Source organism: Pedobacter sp. SYP-B3415 (assembly GCF_004138205.1).
GTDB lineage: Bacteria > Bacteroidota > Bacteroidia > Sphingobacteriales > Sphingobacteriaceae > Pedobacter.
Window position 1 is genome coordinate 89,774 of record NZ_RXNQ01000036.1, and the last position, 20,417, is coordinate 110,190.

Sequence of the window (20,417 nt, forward strand, 5' to 3'; positions counted from 1 at the left end):
GCTAACTATTAAGCGAATGTTAACACGCAAAAGAATCAATACCTTATGCCCAGTTTGCGGCAGATAAAGTGCAGCAGCCAGATCGGACCGATTAACAAAAATTTAATATCATCAAGAAACGAAGGTTTTTTGCCTTCTATCTTGTGCCCTGCAAACTGTCCGATCCAGGAAACGACGAAGATGACCAGACAAACTGACCATATGGACGGCCCCCCTGCCAACTGCCACTTCTCCAGCTGCACGATTCCCATCGCCATGATAAAAATAATGATCAGCATGAAATAAGAGAGTACCGGCGATAGGCGGTAATAATAGTATACCGAAAAAGCAATGGCAAACGACGCCCAATTCAGGTAACCATTGTACCTGCCCAGAAAATCCATATGCGGAAAGGGTATAGACCACAGCAGTCCGAGAATGCTGAAAAAGATTAATGGCACACAGATCCAATGGATGATCTTATTGGTACCATTCTGGTGACTCTCGGCATACTTGTCGAAATCCCGGTCAACCGGACGTCTTGCCTGCGTTTTCATAAACTCTTCTTTTTTCAACTGTGCTGTTTGATGGGTGTTAAAAATAAAAAAAGCGATTGGTTCTGACAATCGCTTTTCTATTCTGGATATTGAATGTTATTTGGCGTAAGATACAGAGCGGGTTTCGCGAATAACGGTCACCTTAATTTGCCCCGGATAAGTCATCTCCGTCTGTATGCGGTTCGAAATATCTGCAGCAAGAAGTTCTGCCTGGGCATCAGTTACGCGTTCACTCTCTACAACCACCCGCAGCTCCCGGCCAGCCTGGATTGCGAAGGTCTTTTCAACCCCCGGATATGACAGTGCCAGTTCTTCAAGTTCTTTCAGGCGTTTAATGTAACTTTCAACAACCTCGCGGCGTGCACCCGGCCGTGCGCCAGAAATGGCATCGCAGGCCTGAACGATTGGCGAGATCAGAGAGGTCATTTCAATTTCGTCATGGTGAGCACCGATCGCATTACAAACTTCGGGGTGTTCCTTGTATTTCTCGGCCAGTTGCATCCCGAGAATAGCGTGCGGCAGTTCCGGATTGTCATCAGGAACTTTTCCGATATCGTGAAGCAAACCTGCACGTTTTGCCAGCTTTGCATTCAAGCCAAGTTCAGCAGCCATGGTGGCACAGAAATTTGCTACCTCACGCGAGTGATGCAGCAGGTTTTGCCCGTATGACGAGCGGTAGCGCATACGCCCAACCATTCTGATCAGTTCGGGATGCAGACCGTGAATACCAAGATCGATCACCGTACGTTCTCCGATCTCGATGATTTCATCTTCGATCTGTTTTTTTGTTTTGGCAACGATTTCTTCGATCCTGGCCGGGTGAATACGACCATCTGTAACCAGACGGTGCAGGGCCAGACGGGCAATCTCACGACGAACCGGATCAAAACCTGAGAGAATGATCGCTTCCGGTGTATCGTCTACAATAATCTCAATACCTGTGGCGGCCTCAAGAGCGCGGATATTGCGCCCCTCGCGTCCGATTACACGGCCTTTGATCTCGTCACTTTCTATATGAAAGATAGAAACCGTGTTTTCTATCGCCGCTTCAACTGCGGTGCGCTGAATAGTCTGGATAACGACTTTTTTAGCTTCTTTGGTAGCGGTTAGCTTTGCCTCGTCGACAATGTCTTTAACCTGTATCATGGCTTGTGTGCGGGCTTCCTGCTTCAGGTTTTCAACGAGCTGGTTGCGCGCTTCTTCGGCAGAAAGACCTGCAATAGTTTCAAGTTGCTTCAGATGCTGGTTTTTCAGCTGTTCAACTTCTTCCTGTTTTTTAACAGCGAGATCCGTTTGTTTTTCGAGGTTGGTGCGTACCTTATCCAGTTCCTGTTCCTTCCGGTTCAGATTTTCAAGGCGTTGGTTTACGGATTGTTCTTTTTGCTTGAGGGTATTTTCACGCTGATTAGCGGCATTGTTACGTGTATTTACTTCCTGCTCATGCTCAGCCTTGAGCTGCAAAAACTTTTCTTTGGCTTCGAGCAGTTTATTCTTCTTCAGGATTTCTGCGTTATTCTCAGCGTCTTTTAAGATTTTTTTAACTTTTGTCTGAGCAGCGATCTCCTGATTCTTTAGCAAATTTCGCAGGAGATACCTCCCCAGCAAGGTGCCGGCTATGAGCCCGGCTAAAACATATCCAATTATTCCAACTATTTCCATTTTTTTGTTTTTAAAAAAAAACCGCAACTGATCTATCGAGTCTCATGTATTTCAAACCTCAACTAAGCATAATTGGGATTTAAGTCATTTTCAGGTGCACTTGGCAGATGAAATCCACTTTCTTAACCCCATACATATTGAAGTGTTAAGTTTAAAAATAGTGAAACTCAAAAATCTAGCTGCGGCTAATATTTTTGTTGCTATTCTGGCAGCACCTTATCCGGTCCGGACAATTCATTTGCGCCACATTAAAAAAGAACGACCCCTATCTGGAGAAAAAATCTGTTAATAAACTATCCAACTCCACCACCTTATCGGCGACAGCTGTGTCCTGTACCTGGACCTTATTTTCTGCCTTCAATACGCCGGTTGCATAGTGCAACACCGCCATTGAAAGTAAATCCTGTTTATCTCTGACCGCATAATTTTCCTGGTATTCTTTTATGCGCTCGTTGATCATCTTTGCTGCCCGCCTCACAATTTCCTCTTCTTCCATATTTACCTTTAAGGGGTAAATGCGGTCGGAGATAGTTATCTTAATGGAGATTTCTCCCATATTGTTTAGCTTAGTTTCTACCTGATTGCCTCTATTTCTTCAGCAATACTACACACCTATCTATTTCACGCACAAATTCGTTAATTTTTTGCTTTATGTCAAGTGTCTTCTCACTCGTACCCTCAATGCTCTTGGCGACTTTCAGAACCCGAAGTTTTTCATCCAGGTCTGATATTTTTGTCTTAGAAGTATCGAGCGCAACTTTTAACGACTGGTTTTCAAGTTTCAGCAGGTCATTCTCTTCCTGTAATGCCTGACACAACTCAATGAGTCGTGCAGTTTTATCCAGTACTGAATCTAATTGATCTGCAACCGTGGCCATGTACGATTAATTAAGTGGCTAAGTTATTTAAAAGTGTTGAAACTTTCGTTCGAATACCGAAGAAATTGCATGTTTGATCTTATTTTCTAACCTCAGCCCCGGTTTGTTTTTCAAGATTAACAATGACCTTTTGCATCAATCCGTCGATCTTCTGATCGGTAAGTGTCTGTTCCTCATCCTGCAAGGTCAGGCTGATAGCATATGATTTCTTACCCGCAGGAAGTTTATCACCCTGGTACACGTCAAACACCTGAATGTCCCGAACCAGCTTACGTTCAGTTTTGTAAACAACAGATTTCAGGTCATCAAAATTCACGGCCTTATCTATAAGCAACGACAAATCACGACGCACAGACGGAAATTTTGGAATATCCTTATTAAATATCTTGTTTTTCCGGCTGCTGTCCAACAAAGCCTGCCAGTCGAAGTCGGCATAGAAGACCGCTTTGTCAACTCCCGTTACCTTCCTGTCTGCCGGCAATGCCTCACCAAAACTAACCAGCACCTTTTCGCCGCGGAAATATTTCAGACCGTAGCTGAATTGCTCTAGCGCAGCTTCGCCGGTTTGAAAGCCTGAAAGTCCGAGCCGGCTAAGAACACCGTCTACAACGGCCTTCAGGTGATAGAAACCAACAGGCTGAATTTTCTGGTTCCACTGCTCAGCCTGAGCATTCCCCGATAACAGCACAAGCAACCTTGGCCGTTCTACATATTTTTCATTGATCAGATGATATGTCTTCCCAAATTCGAAAAACCTGAGATCAGCGTTTTTTCGGTTCTGGTTGTAGGCTACACTTTCCAGCGCAGGAAATAACAGCTCCTGTCTTAAGACATTTAAGTCACTGCTCAACGGGTTCAGAACCTGCACAGCCTGTTCCGGCTGCCGGGAATAGGCACCCTTTGTTAGCGAGTTGCAGAGAATTTCTGTAAAGCCGTTTGCAGCCAGCAGGTCGGCAATGAGCTGTTGTGTATTTTCCGGATCCGGTTTTGCGCTGTACGACAGCGAAGCATTTACCTTGGCCGGAATCGCTATGTTGTCATATCCATAGATGCGTAACACTTCTTCAGTGACATCAACTTCCCGGGTTACATCTACTTTATATGCCGGCACCCTCAGGTCGAGTTGCTCTTCACTTTCAGACAATATCTCTATACCTACCGCCTGGATGATCGAACGGATCTCTGCCGCCGGAATCTCTGCACCGATCAGCCTATTGATGTTTTTATAGGAAACAGGGAAATTGAATGGCTGGATAGGCTCGGGATATTGATCATTTACGGCTGAAGCTACCGTTCCGCCCGCAACTTCAGTAATAAGCAGCGCCGCGTATTGCAGGGCAGGCAAGGTCATTTCCGGGTCGGTTCCGCGCTCGAACCTGAAAGATGCATCAGTCTTGAGTGTATGACGTTTAGCCGTCTTGCGAACGCTTACAGGGTTGAAGTAGGCGCTTTCTAAGAAAACACTGGTAGTTGACTCCGTGATACCTGAATCGATCCCCCCAAACACTCCGGCAATACACATGGGCTGCGTATCATTACAGATCATCAGATCTTCTGAAGAAAGTTTGCGCTCTACACCGTCAAGGGTAACAAATTTTTCTCCTTCTGCAGCTTTCCGGACGATTACTTTTGAGCCGGAAATCTTCGCTGCATCGAAAGCATGCAGCGGCTGTCCAAGGCCATGAAGCACATAATTCGTAATATCGACGATATTGTTGATTGGCCGGATACCAATTACAGTCAGTTGTTCCTTCAACCAGTCGGGTGAATCCTTCACAGAAACACCCGTAATAAGCAGGGAAGAATACCGCGGGCAGGATGCCGCATCTGCAACTTCAACCGCAATACCTGGCTGCTCACCGGCTTTAAAAGCCGTCAGATCAGGCAAGTGGTAAGCTGTACGCAGGTAGGCGGCCAGATCCCGGGCTACACCAAGATGAGAGGCAGCATCTGCCCGGTTGGGCGTAAGCCCGATCTCAAAAACAAAATCATCTTCAAGTTTGAAATAATCTTTTGCAAGGGTACCTGGTATGGTATCTTCAGGGAGCACCATGATGCCATCATGTGATTTGCCAAGCCCGATTTCATCTTCAGCACAGATCATACCTTCAGACAGTTCAGAGCGAATTTTTGATTTGTTGATCCTGAAGGGCTCTCCTGATAAAGGATAGACAGTTGTACCAACGGTAGCAACAATCACCTTCTGCCCTGCTGCAACATTCGGCGCACCGCAGACAATTTGCAAGGCCGCTGCTTCGCCTACATTTACCGTAGTAACACGCAGTCGATCTGCATTTGGATGCGGAACACAGGTAAGCACTTCCCCGATCACAAGCCCTTCCAATCCGCCGGCTATTGCCTGAACTTTTTCAAGGCTTTCCACTTCCAGGCCAATACCTGTAAGTGCGAGCGATATTTCTTCCGGACTCAGCGTGGTGTCAACAAAATTTTTAAGCCACTTATACGATATTTTCATGTGTAATTGAATCGGTAGCAAGCTGTGCGAGCCCGCAGATAAGCTGCAAAGATAGTATTTAAGCGTAAATGCGCATACAGCCGGTTCCAATTTGACACCGGCCGGCATGCATCATGATTAAAACTTTTTAGAAATGCAGGCGAACAAACACCGGCAAATGATCGGAATAATAGCGCTGGTCTTTGCTATCGCTGAGCACAGCAAATTTCTGCACCTTAAACCCTTTGTTTACAAAAATGTAATCGATCTTTTTATCAAGACGGCTATTAAAATTAAAGGCATTGAAAGTCCCTTCCGGACCATATGGAGGTTCGGCTGAAACGGCCTTTGTATCCTGCAAAAATGACGTTATGGTACTTATAGCTTCAGTTTCGGGCGTTACATTCAGATCGCCGGTAAAAATTACCGGCAGATCGGGCGCAATTTCCTGAATTTTCCGTTTGAGCAGTTTTGCAGATTCAATACGGGCCTTTACGCCAATATGGTCATAATGCGTATTAAAAACGATGAATGTCTTTTTATTGAATTTATCATATAGTTTGGCCCAGCTGCACACGCGGTTCAACGCTGCGTCCCAGCCTTTTGACGGAACATCAGGAGTTTCAGAAAGCCAGAAAGTTCCACCGTCCTTTTTTTCAAACCTGCTTTTACGAAAATACACTGCTGAAAATTCGCCCTTCCGTTTGCCGTCTTCGCGGCCAACGCCTACGGCGTCAAAACCTGTTCCTTCGAGCAGGGCATCATATTGCTCAGGCAAGGCTTCCTGCACGCAAAGAATATCGGTGTCATGAAAACGAACAAGCGCCTTTACATTGTCCTTTCTGTTGGGCCATGCATTTACGCCATCACTCGCTACATTAAGCCTGATATTGTATGACAGAACGTTTATAGGGCTCGCCGACCGTTTTTGGGCAGATAAATTATTTTGGGCCGCTGTCAGGAGCAGGAACAGAATCGAAAGATGAGACAAGAATTTCATATGTGCTGTTTTACCGCCGCAAATTACGTTTTTTCTGCCTGCAGACAAGGAAACAGAATTTATCCTTTGTAAATCATTCGTGATGATCTACCCCTTAAACTGCCGGTAATCATTGGTGACAGTGCCTGGCACATAAGGCCAGGAAACATTAATCTTGACATATATTCTGGCTCGAACAGCGGTATGATAGACCCGGTTCGATCAGTCGAGCAGGCCTTCATCACGGAAACTGCAATATCCTGCCGAACCGATAATAAGATGATCAATGACCGGAACGCCTAGCACACGACCTGCGTTGCGAAGCCTTTTTGTTAGCTCGATATCTTCTGAGCTCGGCTTGACGCTGCCCGATGGGTGGTTATGGGCCAGGATAATGTATGCGGCCCCGTTCTCGAGCGCAGTTCGGAAAATCATTTTCGGGTCTGCGATCGTTGCCGACTGCCCGCCGTGGCTGATCAGCTTGAGACCTTTAATGAGATTGCCTCTGTTGAGAATGAGTATCCAGAACTCCTCATGATCCAGATCTGAAAGATGAGGGTGCAGGGCCCGGTACGCATCGCGGGAACATTCCAGTTTACTGCACTCAGGTACCGGAAGTTCGGAACGGCGGCGCCCCAGCTCAAGCGCAGCTACCACAGACATAGCCTTGGCCTCGCCGATACCCTTAAACCGGCAAAGATCCCTGACGGAAAGCATCCCGAGCTGGTTCAGATCATGACCGTAGGCAGCAAGCATCCGTTTGCTAAGATCTACAGCTGTCTCATTCCTGCTTCCGGAACCAATAAGAATAGCAATTAGCTCCGCATCTGTAAGATGCCTTCTTCCATGCCCCATTAACTTCTCTCTTGGCCTGTCTGCTTCAGCCCAGTGCTTGATACCGATTCGTTCGTCGGCAGGCTTTATATCTATTACCCTGCAACCCATACCCTAAGATACAGAATTTATTTTAAATAAAAAAATTTTCACAAAAAGAAAATAAAAATTACATCAAAAAAAAGGGGATACACCCCGGTGTATCCCCTTCAATATGGTAAACTGAACCTTAGCTCAGGCCGTTAACGAATTTTGTCAGTTTAGACTTGTTGTTGGCAGCTTTATTTTTGTGAATAACGTTTTTCTTCGCCAAACGATCCAACATCGAAATTACTTTCGGCAACAGTTCTGACGCTGTCTTTTTGTCTTCAGCCGCACGCAACCTTTTGATAAAGGTACGGGTGGTTTTAGCCTGATAACGGTTGCGTAAACGTTTTGCTGCGTTAGCTCTGATTCTTTTTAAAGCTGATTTATGATTTGCCATTGTAATTTAGCCTTTTGTCTTTTCTGTTTTTTTCGGACTGCAAATATAGAACTTAAGTTTTTAACTTGCAATACATAACACAGAAATATTTTAGACTGCCCGCATGGCTGCATAGAACCGGTGCTTGGCAGCGGGCAGCGAAAAAAAAATCAAGCCCGGCATAAATATAGCGCAAAATGCTATTTTTGACCTAAAACATTGCACGTGAAAAAAAGAATTGCGGTATTCGCCTCAGGGTCAGGATCAAATGCTCAAAAGCTGATGGAGCATTTTAAAAGAAGCACAGATACTGAGATCGCCCTCGTTCTTTCCAATAACCCGGATGCCTACGTTTTACAACGTGCAGACAATTTTGAGATTCCTTCGCACGTGTTTGACCGGCACGAATTCTACGAAACCGATCAGGTGATCGATCTTCTTAAAAATCTTGATATTGACTTTATCGTACTTGCCGGCTTCCTCTGGCTCATTCCTCAAAGCCTGATCTCAGCCTATGCAGGCCGTATCGTAAATATTCATCCTGCTATCCTGCCCAAACACGGCGGAAAGGGCATGTATGGAGATCATGTCCATAAAGCCGTCCTGGCTGCCGGTGACGCTGAAGGTGGCATTACCATTCATTATGTGAATGAACATTATGATGAGGGTGAATATATTTATCAGGCCCGCTACAAGATTGATACAGGTGATAGTCTGGAAATGATAAAATTCAAAGGACAGCAACTTGAGCATCAGCACTACCCCCGGATAGTTGAAGGTTTGTTAAAAAAGATCAAAAAGTAGTCAGCATACGAACAGAAGCAGCTGAGCATCAAAACCTTAGTTAATACCTTTAAGGCAACGGGCTTTATGCTTTTTTGATGCAATTTTATCGCGTAAAAACGCTAATTTTGCGACTCAAATTTCAGTAACAAATGAGTCAACCGATTAAAATCAAAAACGCTTTAATTTCAGTTTATTACAAAGACGGCCTTGAGCCCCTGGTAAAGTTTCTTGCAGCCAATGGGGTTCAGTTGTTTTCAACGGGCGGCACCGAGCAGTTTATCCGGGACCTCCAGTTACCTGTAACAGCAGTTGAAGATTTAACCGGGTACCCTTCTATACTTGGCGGTCGCGTGAAAACGCTTCATCCAAAGGTTTTTGGCGGCATCTTGAATCGCCGGGCACTTAACCAGGACCAGGAACAGATCAGCCAGTATGAGATTCCTGAAATTGACCTGGTGATTGTTGACCTCTATCCGTTTGAGGAGACCGTATCTGCCGGTGGCACACCTGAAGAAATTATCGAGAAAATTGATATCGGAGGCATCTCGCTGATTCGGGCGGCGGCCAAGAACTTCAATGATGTCGTGATTATCGCTTCTAAAGATGATTACGCCGGTCTCCTTGAGCAGCTTGAAGCGCAGAACGGCGCTACCACCCTTTCGCAACGTAAAGCCTATGCTAAAAAGGCCTTCCACGTTTCCTCGCACTACGATACTGCTATTTTTAATTATTTCAATACGGAAGAACCGCTCCCGGTTTTTAAACAAAGCGTAAAACAGGCCAAAACGCTCCGTTATGGTGAAAACCCGCATCAGCAGGGCATTTTTTACGGAGATCTGGACAGCATGTTCACGAAACTAAACGGGAAAGAGCTTTCTTATAACAACCTGGTTGATGTAGATGCAGCAGTAAGCCTGATCGATGAGTTTGATGCACCTACCTTTGCTATTTTAAAACACACCAATGCATGCGGTATTGCATCGCGCGACAGCGTTCTTCAGGCATGGACAGATGCGCTGGCCTGTGATCCTGTTTCTGCTTTTGGCGGCGTGCTGATTACAAACCGCGAGGTGGACCTGGCTACCGCAGAAGAAATCAATAAATTATTTTTTGAAGTACTCATTGCACCTTCTTACCAGCAGGAAGCGATCGACCTGTTCAGCACGAAGAAAAACCGCGTTATCCTGAAACGCAATAATGTTGAACTAAGCACCAAACAATTCAAAACACTATTGAATGGCGTAATTGAGCAGGATAAAGACCTGATTATCGAGGGGCCTGATCAGATGACAACTGTAACGGAAAAAGCCCCAACCGCATCAGAACTTGAAGACCTGCACTTTGCTAATAAAATCGTAAAACATACCAAGTCAAATACCATTGTGCTGGTTAAAGACGGTGTTCTCGTATCAAGCGGCGTTGGCCAGACTTCGCGTGTAGATGCATTACGCCAGGCTATAGAAAAAGCAGCTTCATTCAATTTCAGCGTGCAGGGTGCCGTTATGGCTTCTGATGCATTCTTCCCCTTCCCTGACTGTGTGGAGATTGCGGCAGGTGCGGGCATCACCGCAGTTTTGCAGCCCGGTGGCTCTATTAAAGATGCCGATTCGGTTGCAAAAGCCAACGAAAAAGGGATTGCAATGGTTACAACCGGCATCAGGCACTTTAAACACTAAAACTGGCGGACAGGATGTATGACAATCAGCAGTCTTTTTATGCGTATGCACAATAAAAAGATTAGTTTTACATTAGGATTAATATAAATTTGTTCACATCACATATTACCTTCATATAAATGGGTCTATTTAACTGGTTTACGCAGGAAGTCGCTATCGACCTCGGTACCGCGAACACCTTGATAATACATAATGACAAGGTCGTAGTAGACGAACCTTCAATCGTTGCCTTTGATCGTGCAACGAACAAAGTAATTGCCATCGGCCGGCAGGCCATGCAGATGGAAGGTAAAACCCACGACAATATCAAAACCGTAAGGCCCCTGAAAGACGGCGTAATCGCCGATTTTAATGCCGCAGAAGCAATGATCAAAGGTATGATCCGTATGCTGAACGGCGGTAAGGGCTGGATGTTTCCATCATTACGTATGGTCATCTGCATTCCGTCAGGAATTACAGAAGTAGAAAAACGTGCTGTGCGTGATTCTGCAGAAATTGCCGGAGCAAAAGAAGTTTATCTGATTCACGAACCGATGGCAGCAGCCGTAGGTATCGGTATCGATGTCGAGGAGCCTATGGGCAACATGATCATCGATATTGGCGGCGGTACGACTGAGATTGCCGTTATTGCCCTTTCAGGCATTGTTTGCGACCAGTCTATTCGTGTTGCCGGCGATAATTTTGATTCAGACATTGTAAATTATATCCGCAGGCAGCACAACATCATGATCGGCGACCGTACCGCAGAAAAGATCAAGATTGAAGTTGGCGCATCATTGCCTGAACTGCAGGATCCGCCTGCCGACTTCGCCGTTCAGGGCCGCGACCTGATGACAGGTGTTCCAAAGCAGATCACGGTATCTTACACTGAAATTGCACACTGCCTTGACAAATCAATATCGAAGATCGAGGAAGCAATCTTAAAGGCGCTGGAAATTACGCCGCCTGAACTGTCTGCCGATATTTACCAGACAGGTATCTACCTTACCGGCGGCGGTGCGCTGCTGCGCGGACTGGACAAACGGGTGGCTTCAAAAACCAAGTTACCTGTGCACGTTGCTGAAGACCCGCTTCGCGCCGTTGTTCGCGGAACCGGTATCGCTTTGAAAAATATTGGAAACTATAAATTCCTGATGCAGTAATTTGCTTCAGGCAGCAAATCCGGCAGCGCCGTTACACCCGGCCTGCCGGATTTGTCAATTAACCTCGGGCAAAGGCCCGGCTTACGGCAACACCAACCGCACCTGGCGGGACCAGACTTTAAAAAATGCGTAACCTTTGGATTTTTTTAAACAGATATAACGCATTCTTTTTTTTGATCATCTTTTTTGTGGCAGGAATTATCCTGACGGTAAGGAATAATGCTTACCAGCGGAGCGTGACACTGAATTCGACAAACGGACTTGTAGGTGCAGCTTATGAACACCTGAATGTAGTAAAACGGTACCTGAACCTGGGCATGGTAAACGACAGCCTTGCTAAAGAAAATGCATTGCTGAAAACCGAAATTCTTGCGCTCAGAAGTATTGACAGTGCAAAAGACGTTACAGTCAAAGACACACTGCGCAATGTGCAGTACACATACCTGCCGGCTAAAGTGATCAAAAACTCATTCACCCTTCGTAACAACATTATAACGATCAACAAAGGCAGACTTGATGGCATTGAGCCTGATATGGCCGTTATCTCTCCGCAGCAGGGGGTGATCGGGCTGGTACGCGATGTCTCTGATCATCTGGCTACGATCCGGTCGCTTCTTCATAAAGATACCCGCATCAGTGTTGCTATTAAAAAAAATAATGCCCTTGGTTCCCTGATCTGGGGCGACAGGAATTTTGATATTCGGAAGGCTTTCGTAACCGATATTCCGAATCACGTTAAAATGTCTGTCGGCGATACTATTGTGACTTCGGGCGCCGGCGAATTTCCCATCGGCGTGCCGGTTGGCCGCGTACGCAAAACGAATGTTAGCACCGGCGATAATTTTCTGGCTGCCGAAATAACATTGTTCAACGACTTCAGCAACCTTCAATACGTTTACGTAATTAAAAATAAATACGCAGCCGAGCAAAAAGCGCTGGAGTTAAACAGCAAAAACGATGAATAGCAGGGTTGTGATCTCAAATATTGTACGCTGGGTACTGCTTTTTTTTGTGCAGGTTTTCCTGTTGCGTAACATAGGTTTCTACAACCTGTCTGCTCCGTTTATTTATGTTTTGTTCGTGCTGGCGCTTCCCTTCGGGATTCCAAACCTCCTGTTGTACATCCTGGCATTCGGCACGGGTATCGTCATGGATGCATTTTATGATACACTTGGCGTGCACGCTACCGCCTGCGCGGTCCTGGCATTTGTACGCATCTCGTTCATTTCGGTTACGGTAAACCGCGACGGCTTTGATGAGCCAGAACCATCACTAAGCGGCATGGGCTTTAAATGGTTCGTGCTGTATTCACTCTTATGCATATTCTTTCATCATCTGGTTGTGTTTTTTCTTGAAGCCTTCAGACTCAACGAGATCGGTTACACGCTGGTAAGATGTCTGTTAAGTTGTATATTTACCTTATTCCTGGTGCTTCTTGCCCAGTTCATTTTTTATAAAAGAAAGTCCCGGTAAATGAATAATCTTTTCAACAGGAAATACATCGTACAAGGTGTCTTTATCGTCGTGCTGTTGATCCTTGTTGCCAAACTTTTTTATATCCAGATAGCCAGCGATAAATATTTTATATCGGCCAACAGTAACGTCCTGCGAAACATATTTACCTACCCCGCCCGGGGCGCCATTCTTGATCGCAACGGTCATGTACTCGTTCAGAACGAACCGGTTTATGATCTGATGGTAACGCCGAACGAGGTCAAACCTTTTGACACGCTCGATCTGTGCCGCACCATTGGTATTGATAAAAAACGCTTTTACAAGAGCTGGCGTAAGGCAATGGCGCAAAGCAGGTATCGCGAAAGCGTCTTCGAAAAACAACTTTCGGTGCAGGTTTATGCCCGGCTACAGGAAAAGCTGGGCCGCTACCGCGGATTCCGCGTTCAGAAACGTACGGTAAGACAATATCCCGACAGTGTAGGCGGTCAGCTGTTTGGCTATGTAAAAGAGGTAAGCGAAAAGGATATTGAAAAATCGTCAGGTTATTACCGTATGGGTGATTATATCGGTAAGAGCGGCCTGGAAATGAGTTATGAAGAAGTACTTCGTGGTCAGCGCGGCATTACGCGCATGATTTACGATGCGCGGAACGTAGCACAGGGAAGTTATGCAAACGGTGAATTCGATACCCTTGCCGTATCGGGAGCCCAGCTTATCTCAGGCATCGACATTAAATTGCAGAAACTTGGTGAAAAACTCATGCAGAATAAGGTTGGTGCCATTGTGGCGCTTGAGCCCGGAACCGGTGAGATCCTGGCCTTTGTAAGCAGCCCCTCATATGACCCGAACCTTACCGTTGGCCGCGACTGGGGCAACAATTACATGAAACTGTTCGCCAACCCTTACCGTATTTTCAACAGCCGTCCTATCCAGGGCATGTATTCGCCCGGCTCGGCATTCAAGCCTATCGATGCACTCATCGGCATGCAGGAAGGTGTGATCGATCCGAACACTACGTTTTTCTGTCCCGGTTTCTATCAGGCCGGAAACCACAAGGTACGATGCGAACACGTAGATGGTAACACGAATCTCAGGCGCGGACTGGCCCGCAGTTGTAACACATATGCCTGTTATATCTTCCAGAAGCTGCTAACGCGCAAAGGCATGAAAAACCAGCGTGCCATGTATGGCGACTGGGAGGAAAAGATCCGGAAGTTCGGTTTCGGGCATAAGCTTGAAATTGACCTTCCCTGGGAAAAAAACGGCATATTTTACACTGAAGAGGAATATAACAAACGCTGGGGCAAACGATGGGGTTATACAACGGTGATCTCACTTGCCATTGGTCAGGGGGAGATTACTTCTACACCGCTTCAGATGGCGAACGCCATGGCAATCATTGCAAATCGCGGTTATTATTATAAGCCGCATATTATTAAAGGTGTGGGCGATGGCCAGCCAATCGATGAAAAGTACCGGACAAAAAACTTCGCAGGCGTAGATGCGCGGTATTATGAGCCGGTTATAGATGGCATGCAGGATGCCGTTAATGCCGGATACGGAACTGCTTATGCATCTCGGGTGCCAAATGTATTGTTATGCGGTAAAACGGGTACGGTACAAAATCCGCATGGAAAAAATCATGCTGTTTTTATTGGTTTTGCCCCCCGTGATAATCCCAAGATCGCCATTGCAGTAGTGGTTGAGAATGCCGGATACGGTGGTTCTTACGCTGCCCCGGTAGCCAGTTATATGGTTGAACAATACCTGACCGACAGCATATCTCCCGGCAGGAAAGCTCAGGCGCAATGGATGATGGAACAAAACCTGTTGCCAGTACTGAAAAGCAGAACAAAACCGGCCAGGCATGACACGCTGAAGAAAAAGATCGATACCGCGGGCAAAAAGCCCGATACAGTTCCACAAAAAAGAAGTATACAGCCAAAAATAGTCGCAGTAAAACCATGAAAACGCAGCAGGGAAACCGGTTTTTCTTTAATGTAGACTGGATAACAGTTTTACTTTATCTGGCCCTTTGTGCAATTGGCTGGGTGAGTATCTATGCAGCTGTATATGACGAGGAAAAAGCCGGTGTTTTCGATTTCACAACGAATTACGGGCGCCAGCTCATCTTTATCATTTCCGGACTTGTCCTTGGATTTTCGCTCCTGTTGTTTGACGGTAAGTTTTTTAACATCTTTTCGCCTGTTATTTACGGGGTCACCATTATTTTGCTCATTCTCGTTCTGTTCGTAGGCCGCAATGTAGGCGGGAACCAGGCATGGATCCCAATTGGCTCGTTCAGGCTGCAGCCTTCAGAGTTTGCTAAATTTGGTACCGCCCTGCTTCTCGCAAGGTATATAAGCACGTTCAGCCCAAAATTCCGGGATCTGAAATCAATTGCCATTGCAGCTGCAATTGTAGGACTGCCTTTGCTGCTTATCATGAAGCAGCCTGATACCGGTTCTGCGCTCGTTTTCCTGGCCTTTATGTTCCCGCTGTATAGGGAAGGCTTATCCGGCTATTTTCTTCTCGTTTTCCTGGGGATGATTGTCTTGTTTGTTGCAGATTTCCTGGTGTCCGCCAATGTGCTGATTCCGATTATCGTGGCGGCGGGGGCAGCATTTGTATACTTCAACCGAAAGCGGCCAAAAAACATGGTTGCAGGTATATTGGTAACGCTCGTTGCTATAGCCTATCTGTTCCTCGTCAAGCTTGCCTTTGACCATGTCCTTTTGCCACATCAGCGCTCAAGGATTGAAATTATACTCGGTTTAAAGACCGATCCGAAAGGTGTTGGTTACAACGTTATTCAGTCAAAGATTGCAATCGGTTCGGGCCAGGCCCTGGGCCGCGGCTTTCTTCAGGGCACACAGGCCAAGTATGGTTACGTACCGGCCAAAAGCACCGATTTTATATTTTCGACAGTAGGTGAAGAGTGGGGATTTGCCGGCTGCACCGTTGTTTTGCTGCTCTATTGCTTCCTGCTTCTAAGGCTGGTAAATCTGGCCGAAAGACAGCGGTCAACATTCTCCCGTGTATATGGTTATGGCGTTGCCTGTATTTTCTTCTTTCACGTGTTCATTAACATCGGGATGACGATCGGCATTGTTCCGGTGATTGGTATACCACTGCCGTTTATAAGTTATGGAGGCTCCTCACTTTGGAGCTTTACAATCCTGCTTTTTATTTTCCTAAAACTGGACTCCAACCGCATGGGTTTTATCTAACCCGGAGCTCGCCTGAGAAATACGCAGCCTGTAAGGAAAGCGCTGACATCATACCTTCGGATGGCTCCGGTCCCGCTGTCTGTTATAGCCGTCGTTCCTCCGGGCTGCCACGATCATCGGGTTTAGCCGGCCTAACCTGTACACCTGTCAACGTTAGTCCCCCGCAAACGCCCTGGTTCTTCCGGGCCCTTACGCGGGGAACCGCCGCCGAAGCAGTTCGTAAAGTTTATCTACGGTAAGCTGTTTAGAACCCCAGTTATTTTTTGCAGCGTAATTCTTTTGCAGAAATGCGTCTGCCTGGTCAAAAGTGTTCATCTTATTGGTAAGATCGATCGCTTCAGAATAAGCAAGGTTGTAACCGTTGAAAAGCTCCCGTATAAACAGCAGCTTGTCATTCAAACTGATGGCTTGTTTCAGATCAGAAATGGGCGCCTGGCCTCCCTCCTGTTGCTTTTCCCCAGCTTCCCTGTTGCGCGCAAACAGTTCGTTAATATTCAGTTTCTTTTCTTCGGTTGGCGCTGTTATAGGTTCTGTTATGTTAGTGTGCATCGGGGCGGCGGCGGCGTCCGGGCGTTCAGCCTGACGGGCAGGCTCAGGAGTCAGCTCGACCGGACCCTTTGCCGGTGCAGACTGTACGTGCAGACTGTCTTGTCTTTCGCCTCTCAGATCAGCGCCTTTAAGTGGTTCTTGTTGCTCAGGCCAGCTCTGCTGCGACGTACTATCCCCTTCAACCAGGAATGGCTCAGGACCAATCTCGTCTTCATCTTCTGATGTTTCAGGCTCTGTGTCCCAGCCTTCAGGAACTCTTTCAACAGTCGGTTGCGGCTGAGTTGTTTCAGCATCTGTTTCGAATTCCGGATCTATGTCGATACGCGCTTCATCTTCTTCAGCCGTAGCTATGTCTGCAAGTTGCTCGTCTTCCTCTTCAATATCCTGTTGCCAGTCGTTTTCCGTTGTCTGCTCCCGCTCTTCGCGTTCGTTAATGATAAATTCGAAAGACTGGTTAGAATCATCCGGTTTGAAGATGTCACGCTCAAACTCTCCCCTTACTGCAGGAATTTCATCAGCTGCTTCTGAACTTTCTTCCCTTGTGAAGCGGCTACCGGGAGCAGCAGTTTCAGGTTCTAAAGGAACGGCCGCAGCAGTTACAACGGGATCGGCAAGCTGTGCTGGAACTGATTCCGGGCGCGATACGACCGGCGCCCTATCAGCCGGATCTATGTCTGAACCAGCGGTTTTCTCGTTCATTTTTTTAATGATTGCCGCGTGATCAGCCAGGAAATCAGCGTTTGCAAGAAACAGTTCTGTTTCCAACCCGCTCAGCTTATCAGGGTTTTCAGCCAGGTACGCATATTGATCATTAAGTTCGTCGAGAATTGTTCCGAGTTTTCTAAAAATTTCCTGTTGGTTCATCATGATATATAAACGTCTGTAGGCCTTATTTGTTGGTAACTTGCTATCCAAAAATAGCACAAAATTCCGAAATTTGTCCGCCGGAACCAGGCACTACTCATGTTATTCAGCGAACAGAAATCCAGAAGAGGGGAATTTACCGGCAACATTGAAGTCATCTGCGGTTCAATGTTTTCAGGCAAGACTGAAGAACTGCTGCGTCGCCTCAAGCGGGCCCAGATTGCACGCCTGGAAGTCGAAATCTTCAAGCCGAGTACAGACACGCGGTATGACGATATTGCCGTGGTTTCACATGACCTTAATTCTATTCAATCCACGCCGGTTCAGAATTCGCAGGCCATTCTATTGCTTGGTGCAAATACACAGGTCGTCGGAATCGATGAGGCACAGTTTTTTGATGCTGATTTGCCTGATGTGTGTAACAAACTCGCGCAAAAAGGCGTACGTGTTATCGTTGCCGGCTTAGACATGGACTTTCAGGGCAAGCCGTTTGGTCCGGTGCCCGCGCTTATGGCCATCGCCGAACACGTAACCAAGGTTCACGCCGTCTGTGTCTGCTGTGGTAGTCCGGCCATGTACTCATTCCGTAAAGTGGCAAATGATGCCAGGGTTATGCTTGGTGAAAAAGAAAGTTATGAACCGAGGTGCAGGGTCTGCTTCCATACGGTTGGTTAAAAGCACCTCCCTGGTGCTGAGTCGTCGCTGGTTACACTTTTGCATATTTCCCGGTCCCGGTTCCCACTTTGAAACCAGTTTTCATTTGCTGATTTAGTTGAATGAGAATAGGCCCTGCACGGCTGCCCTTCTTAAATATCAGCGCATATTCTTGCACATCTTACATAAAATAAGGTCTATTAATCGGCGTTTTTCCCTTAATCAAAACAAAAAAGTGCCTCATCGACTTGTATGTAACAACAAATCTTGCATACAATGGAAAACCAGGATCAGCATACAAGCCCGGAAAACAACGACTCACTGAGCGGTAAGGAAAATAATGTCCCTACAGACGGGCAACACCCTGTCGAGGAACCTTTCAAGAACCCTGACCCGTCTGACGACCTTCAGCTGGAAATTGAAACGGTCGTACCTGATGATCATAGTAAGGGTGTAGCTCGAGATGCGGGAAGCGCGGGCGAAGCACCGACTTCTGCCGGAACCGAAGCAGAGCGGCCCGAAAAATCAGAACGCGAAGCGGTCGAGATCAGCCAGGAGGAAAAGGCGGGAGATGAAGCATCTGAAAACACAACGTCTGACAATGCTGATGATGCTCAGAAATCAGACGAAGAAGGCCAGCAACAGGATACGGAAAACGAAGAAACAAGCAAAAAAGATGACTCTGGTCATGGAATTGAGACCGTAGCACCCTAAGCATCCGCCTTCATGAGAGTATTCGCGACCCGTAAAATTTTTGCTGCTGCAATCGAGGAACTTGAACGCGAAGGCATTGAGGTAACGATCTGGAAGGAACGCCGCGGTTTAAGCAGGGATGAACTTATTAACCACTGCCAAAGCCATAACGCATTGTTGAGTATTGGCGGTCAGAAACTTGATAAGCAATTCTTCGAGTCTTGCCCCCACCTGAAAGCTGTTGTTCTGCATTCGGTAGGTTTTGATCATGTAGACATAACGGCTGCAAGCAACCTCGGCATCCCGGTAGGAAATACACCTGATGTATTGAGTAAGGCGACTGCAGATACGGCCTTTTTGCTTATGCTTTCGGTATCAAGAAAAGCATTTTTTCACTATAGGCGCATACTTGAAAATTCCTGGAATTTTTTCGAGCCGATGGCTAACCTCGGCCGGGAGTTGGACGGCAATACCCTGGGTATCTTTGGTATGGGTAAGATCGGCATCGAACTGGCCAGGCGCTGCAAAGCCGCCTTTGGCATGCACATTATCTATCATAACCGAAACCGAAAACCAGAGGCGGAAGAGGAACTTGGCGCGAGGTGGGTTTCATTTGAAGAATTGCTCCAGCAAAGCGATGTTCTTTCGCTGCATGCTGCGCTAACCACGGAAACAACCGGTAAGTTTGATGCAGATGCGTTTGGAAAGATGAAACCAGATGCGATCTTCATTAACACCGCCAGAGGTGCCATGCATGATGAAAAAGCATTGACATCTGCCCTTGAGTCGGGACAGATCTGGGGAGCCGGCCTGGACGTCACAAATCCAGAGCCCATGGATGCAACAAACCCTTTGTTATTTATGGAAAACGTAGCGGTATTACCCCATATCGGTTCAGCTACTATCGAAACGCGGAAACGTATGGCCGGGCTTTGTGTGCAGAACCTCATCGCCGCCCGAAAGAATGAACGCCTGCCCTATCTCGTCAATCCGGACGCCTACGAACGGTAACCAGTACGGACATAATCTTTTAAAAGGCCTTTCAGCATTTTGAACACAAAAAAACCGCATCCGGGATGGAATGCGGTTTTTTCATCGGATGATGAATGTTATTTAACCTTGTTTTTATTTAGCTGCTTATCGATACGCGATACAACATAATCCAAATCAAAAGGTTTGCTGATATAGTCATCCGCATAAGCATCAACGCTAAGCTCCTTACTTCTCGGATTTGCAGACATTACAATTACAGGAATATGTTTGGTAAAGATGTCTTCTTTCAGGTCCCTGCAGATATCGATCCCGTTGCCGTCAGGCAACATCACGTCGATAATGAATAAGTCGGGCAGTGAATCGTTAAGCTTTTGTTTCAGTTCCTCTACGTTCGAAGAAAGCTGCAATTCATATCCCTCGTCTTTCAGAAGATATTCAATGATATACCTGATATCAATGTCATCTTCCAGTACATGTATTCTTTTAACCATATTCAAAGATAGTATTTAAATCGAAAGATATGGCGTGCTCAACTTTCATACCAAAGTATGACATCGATATGTTACAGCAA

At 46.5% G+C, this 20,417-nt stretch carries 20 protein-coding genes; 10 read left to right on the forward strand and 10 right to left on the reverse strand.

Annotated elements, in window-relative coordinates:
- Positions 1 to 35: 35 nt before the first annotated feature.
- The 8 genes from EJV45_RS17735 to rpsT all read right to left on the reverse strand — a co-directional run bounded on the left by EJV45_RS17735 (position 36) and on the right by rpsT (position 7,825).
- Positions 36 to 536: a DUF962 domain-containing protein gene (locus EJV45_RS17735; protein WP_129717872.1), complete on the reverse strand. Its 501-nt coding sequence runs from the start codon at positions 534 to 536 to the stop codon at positions 36 to 38.
- A 96-nt stretch (positions 537 to 632) separates the two neighbouring features.
- Entirely contained in the window at positions 633 to 2,195 is a 1,563-nt protein-coding gene (gene rny, locus EJV45_RS17740) for a ribonuclease Y (RefSeq protein ID WP_129717874.1), read from the reverse strand.
- Between the two features lie 265 nt (positions 2,196 to 2,460).
- The gene (locus EJV45_RS17745) at positions 2,461 to 2,751 is read right to left on the reverse strand and encodes a cell division protein ZapA (RefSeq protein ID WP_129717876.1); all 291 of its coding nucleotides are present in this window, start codon (positions 2,749 to 2,751) and stop codon (positions 2,461 to 2,463) included.
- Between the two features lie 31 nt (positions 2,752 to 2,782).
- The gene (locus EJV45_RS17750) at positions 2,783 to 3,073 is read right to left on the reverse strand and encodes a hypothetical protein (protein WP_129717878.1); all 291 of its coding nucleotides are present in this window, start codon (positions 3,071 to 3,073) and stop codon (positions 2,783 to 2,785) included.
- Positions 3,074 to 3,152: 79 nt separating this feature from the next.
- Positions 3,153 to 5,549: a phenylalanine--tRNA ligase subunit beta gene (pheT, locus tag EJV45_RS17755; protein WP_129717880.1), complete on the reverse strand. Its 2,397-nt coding sequence runs from the start codon at positions 5,547 to 5,549 to the stop codon at positions 3,153 to 3,155.
- A 127-nt stretch (positions 5,550 to 5,676) separates the two neighbouring features.
- A complete protein-coding gene (locus EJV45_RS17760; protein WP_129717882.1) occupies positions 5,677 to 6,528 on the reverse strand; it encodes an endonuclease/exonuclease/phosphatase family protein in 852 nt (283 codons plus the stop codon).
- 201 nt (positions 6,529 to 6,729) lie between these two features.
- The gene (gene radC, locus EJV45_RS17765; protein WP_165305098.1) at positions 6,730 to 7,452 is read right to left on the reverse strand and encodes a DNA repair protein RadC; all 723 of its coding nucleotides are present in this window, start codon (positions 7,450 to 7,452) and stop codon (positions 6,730 to 6,732) included.
- 118 nt (positions 7,453 to 7,570) lie between these two features.
- Positions 7,571 to 7,825, reverse strand: a complete 255-nt coding sequence (gene rpsT, locus EJV45_RS17770; protein WP_129717884.1) for a 30S ribosomal protein S20 — start codon at positions 7,823 to 7,825, stop codon at positions 7,571 to 7,573.
- Between the two features lie 204 nt (positions 7,826 to 8,029).
- On the opposite strand from rpsT, the gene purN reads away from it, so the two are divergent.
- From purN to rodA, 7 genes are all read left to right on the forward strand, one after another.
- Complete coding sequence (gene purN, locus EJV45_RS17775) at positions 8,030 to 8,608, forward strand: phosphoribosylglycinamide formyltransferase (RefSeq protein ID WP_129717886.1); 579 nt, start codon at positions 8,030 to 8,032, stop codon at positions 8,606 to 8,608.
- 131 nt (positions 8,609 to 8,739) lie between these two features.
- Positions 8,740 to 10,266, forward strand: coding sequence for a bifunctional phosphoribosylaminoimidazolecarboxamide formyltransferase/IMP cyclohydrolase (gene purH, locus EJV45_RS17780; RefSeq protein ID WP_129717889.1), 1,527 nt, complete (start codon positions 8,740 to 8,742; stop codon positions 10,264 to 10,266).
- A 119-nt stretch (positions 10,267 to 10,385) separates the two neighbouring features.
- Positions 10,386 to 11,408 carry a rod shape-determining protein gene (locus EJV45_RS17785; RefSeq protein WP_107216548.1) on the forward strand — a complete coding sequence of 341 codons (1,023 nt, stop codon included), beginning with the start codon at positions 10,386 to 10,388 and terminating at the stop codon, positions 11,406 to 11,408.
- 125 nt (positions 11,409 to 11,533) lie between these two features.
- Positions 11,534 to 12,373 carry a rod shape-determining protein MreC gene (gene mreC / locus EJV45_RS17790; RefSeq protein WP_129717891.1) on the forward strand — a complete coding sequence of 280 codons (840 nt, stop codon included), beginning with the start codon at positions 11,534 to 11,536 and terminating at the stop codon, positions 12,371 to 12,373.
- Positions 12,366 to 12,881: a rod shape-determining protein MreD gene (locus EJV45_RS17795; RefSeq protein WP_129717893.1), complete on the forward strand. Its 516-nt coding sequence runs from the start codon at positions 12,366 to 12,368 to the stop codon at positions 12,879 to 12,881. Before mreC ends, EJV45_RS17795 begins: the two co-directional genes overlap by 8 nt.
- Positions 12,882 to 14,831: a penicillin-binding protein 2 gene (gene mrdA, locus EJV45_RS17800; RefSeq protein ID WP_129717895.1), complete on the forward strand. Its 1,950-nt coding sequence runs from the start codon at positions 12,882 to 12,884 to the stop codon at positions 14,829 to 14,831.
- The gene (rodA, locus tag EJV45_RS17805) at positions 14,828 to 16,093 is read left to right on the forward strand and encodes a rod shape-determining protein RodA (RefSeq protein ID WP_129717897.1); all 1,266 of its coding nucleotides are present in this window, start codon (positions 14,828 to 14,830) and stop codon (positions 16,091 to 16,093) included. Before mrdA ends, rodA begins: the two co-directional genes overlap by 4 nt.
- Positions 16,094 to 16,282: 189 nt before the next feature.
- On the opposite strand, the gene EJV45_RS17810 is transcribed toward rodA, so the two are convergent.
- Positions 16,283 to 17,509: a hypothetical protein gene (locus tag EJV45_RS17810; protein ID WP_129717899.1), complete on the reverse strand. Its 1,227-nt coding sequence runs from the start codon at positions 17,507 to 17,509 to the stop codon at positions 16,283 to 16,285.
- A 96-nt stretch (positions 17,510 to 17,605) separates the two neighbouring features.
- Here EJV45_RS17810 and EJV45_RS17815 point away from each other — a divergent pair, with 96 nt between their 5' ends.
- From EJV45_RS17815 to EJV45_RS17825, 3 genes are all read left to right on the forward strand, one after another.
- Positions 17,606 to 18,181 carry a thymidine kinase gene (locus EJV45_RS17815; protein ID WP_129717901.1) on the forward strand — a complete coding sequence of 192 codons (576 nt, stop codon included), beginning with the start codon at positions 17,606 to 17,608 and terminating at the stop codon, positions 18,179 to 18,181.
- A gap of 255 nt (positions 18,182 to 18,436) precedes the next feature.
- Complete coding sequence (locus EJV45_RS17820; RefSeq protein ID WP_129717903.1) at positions 18,437 to 18,874, forward strand: hypothetical protein; 438 nt, start codon at positions 18,437 to 18,439, stop codon at positions 18,872 to 18,874.
- Between the two features lie 12 nt (positions 18,875 to 18,886).
- Complete coding sequence (locus EJV45_RS17825) at positions 18,887 to 19,864, forward strand: D-glycerate dehydrogenase (protein WP_129717905.1); 978 nt, start codon at positions 18,887 to 18,889, stop codon at positions 19,862 to 19,864.
- 98 nt (positions 19,865 to 19,962) lie between these two features.
- On the opposite strand, the gene EJV45_RS17830 is transcribed toward EJV45_RS17825, so the two are convergent.
- Positions 19,963 to 20,337: a response regulator transcription factor gene (locus EJV45_RS17830; protein ID WP_129717907.1), complete on the reverse strand. Its 375-nt coding sequence runs from the start codon at positions 20,335 to 20,337 to the stop codon at positions 19,963 to 19,965.
- Positions 20,338 to 20,417 lie beyond the last annotated feature (80 nt).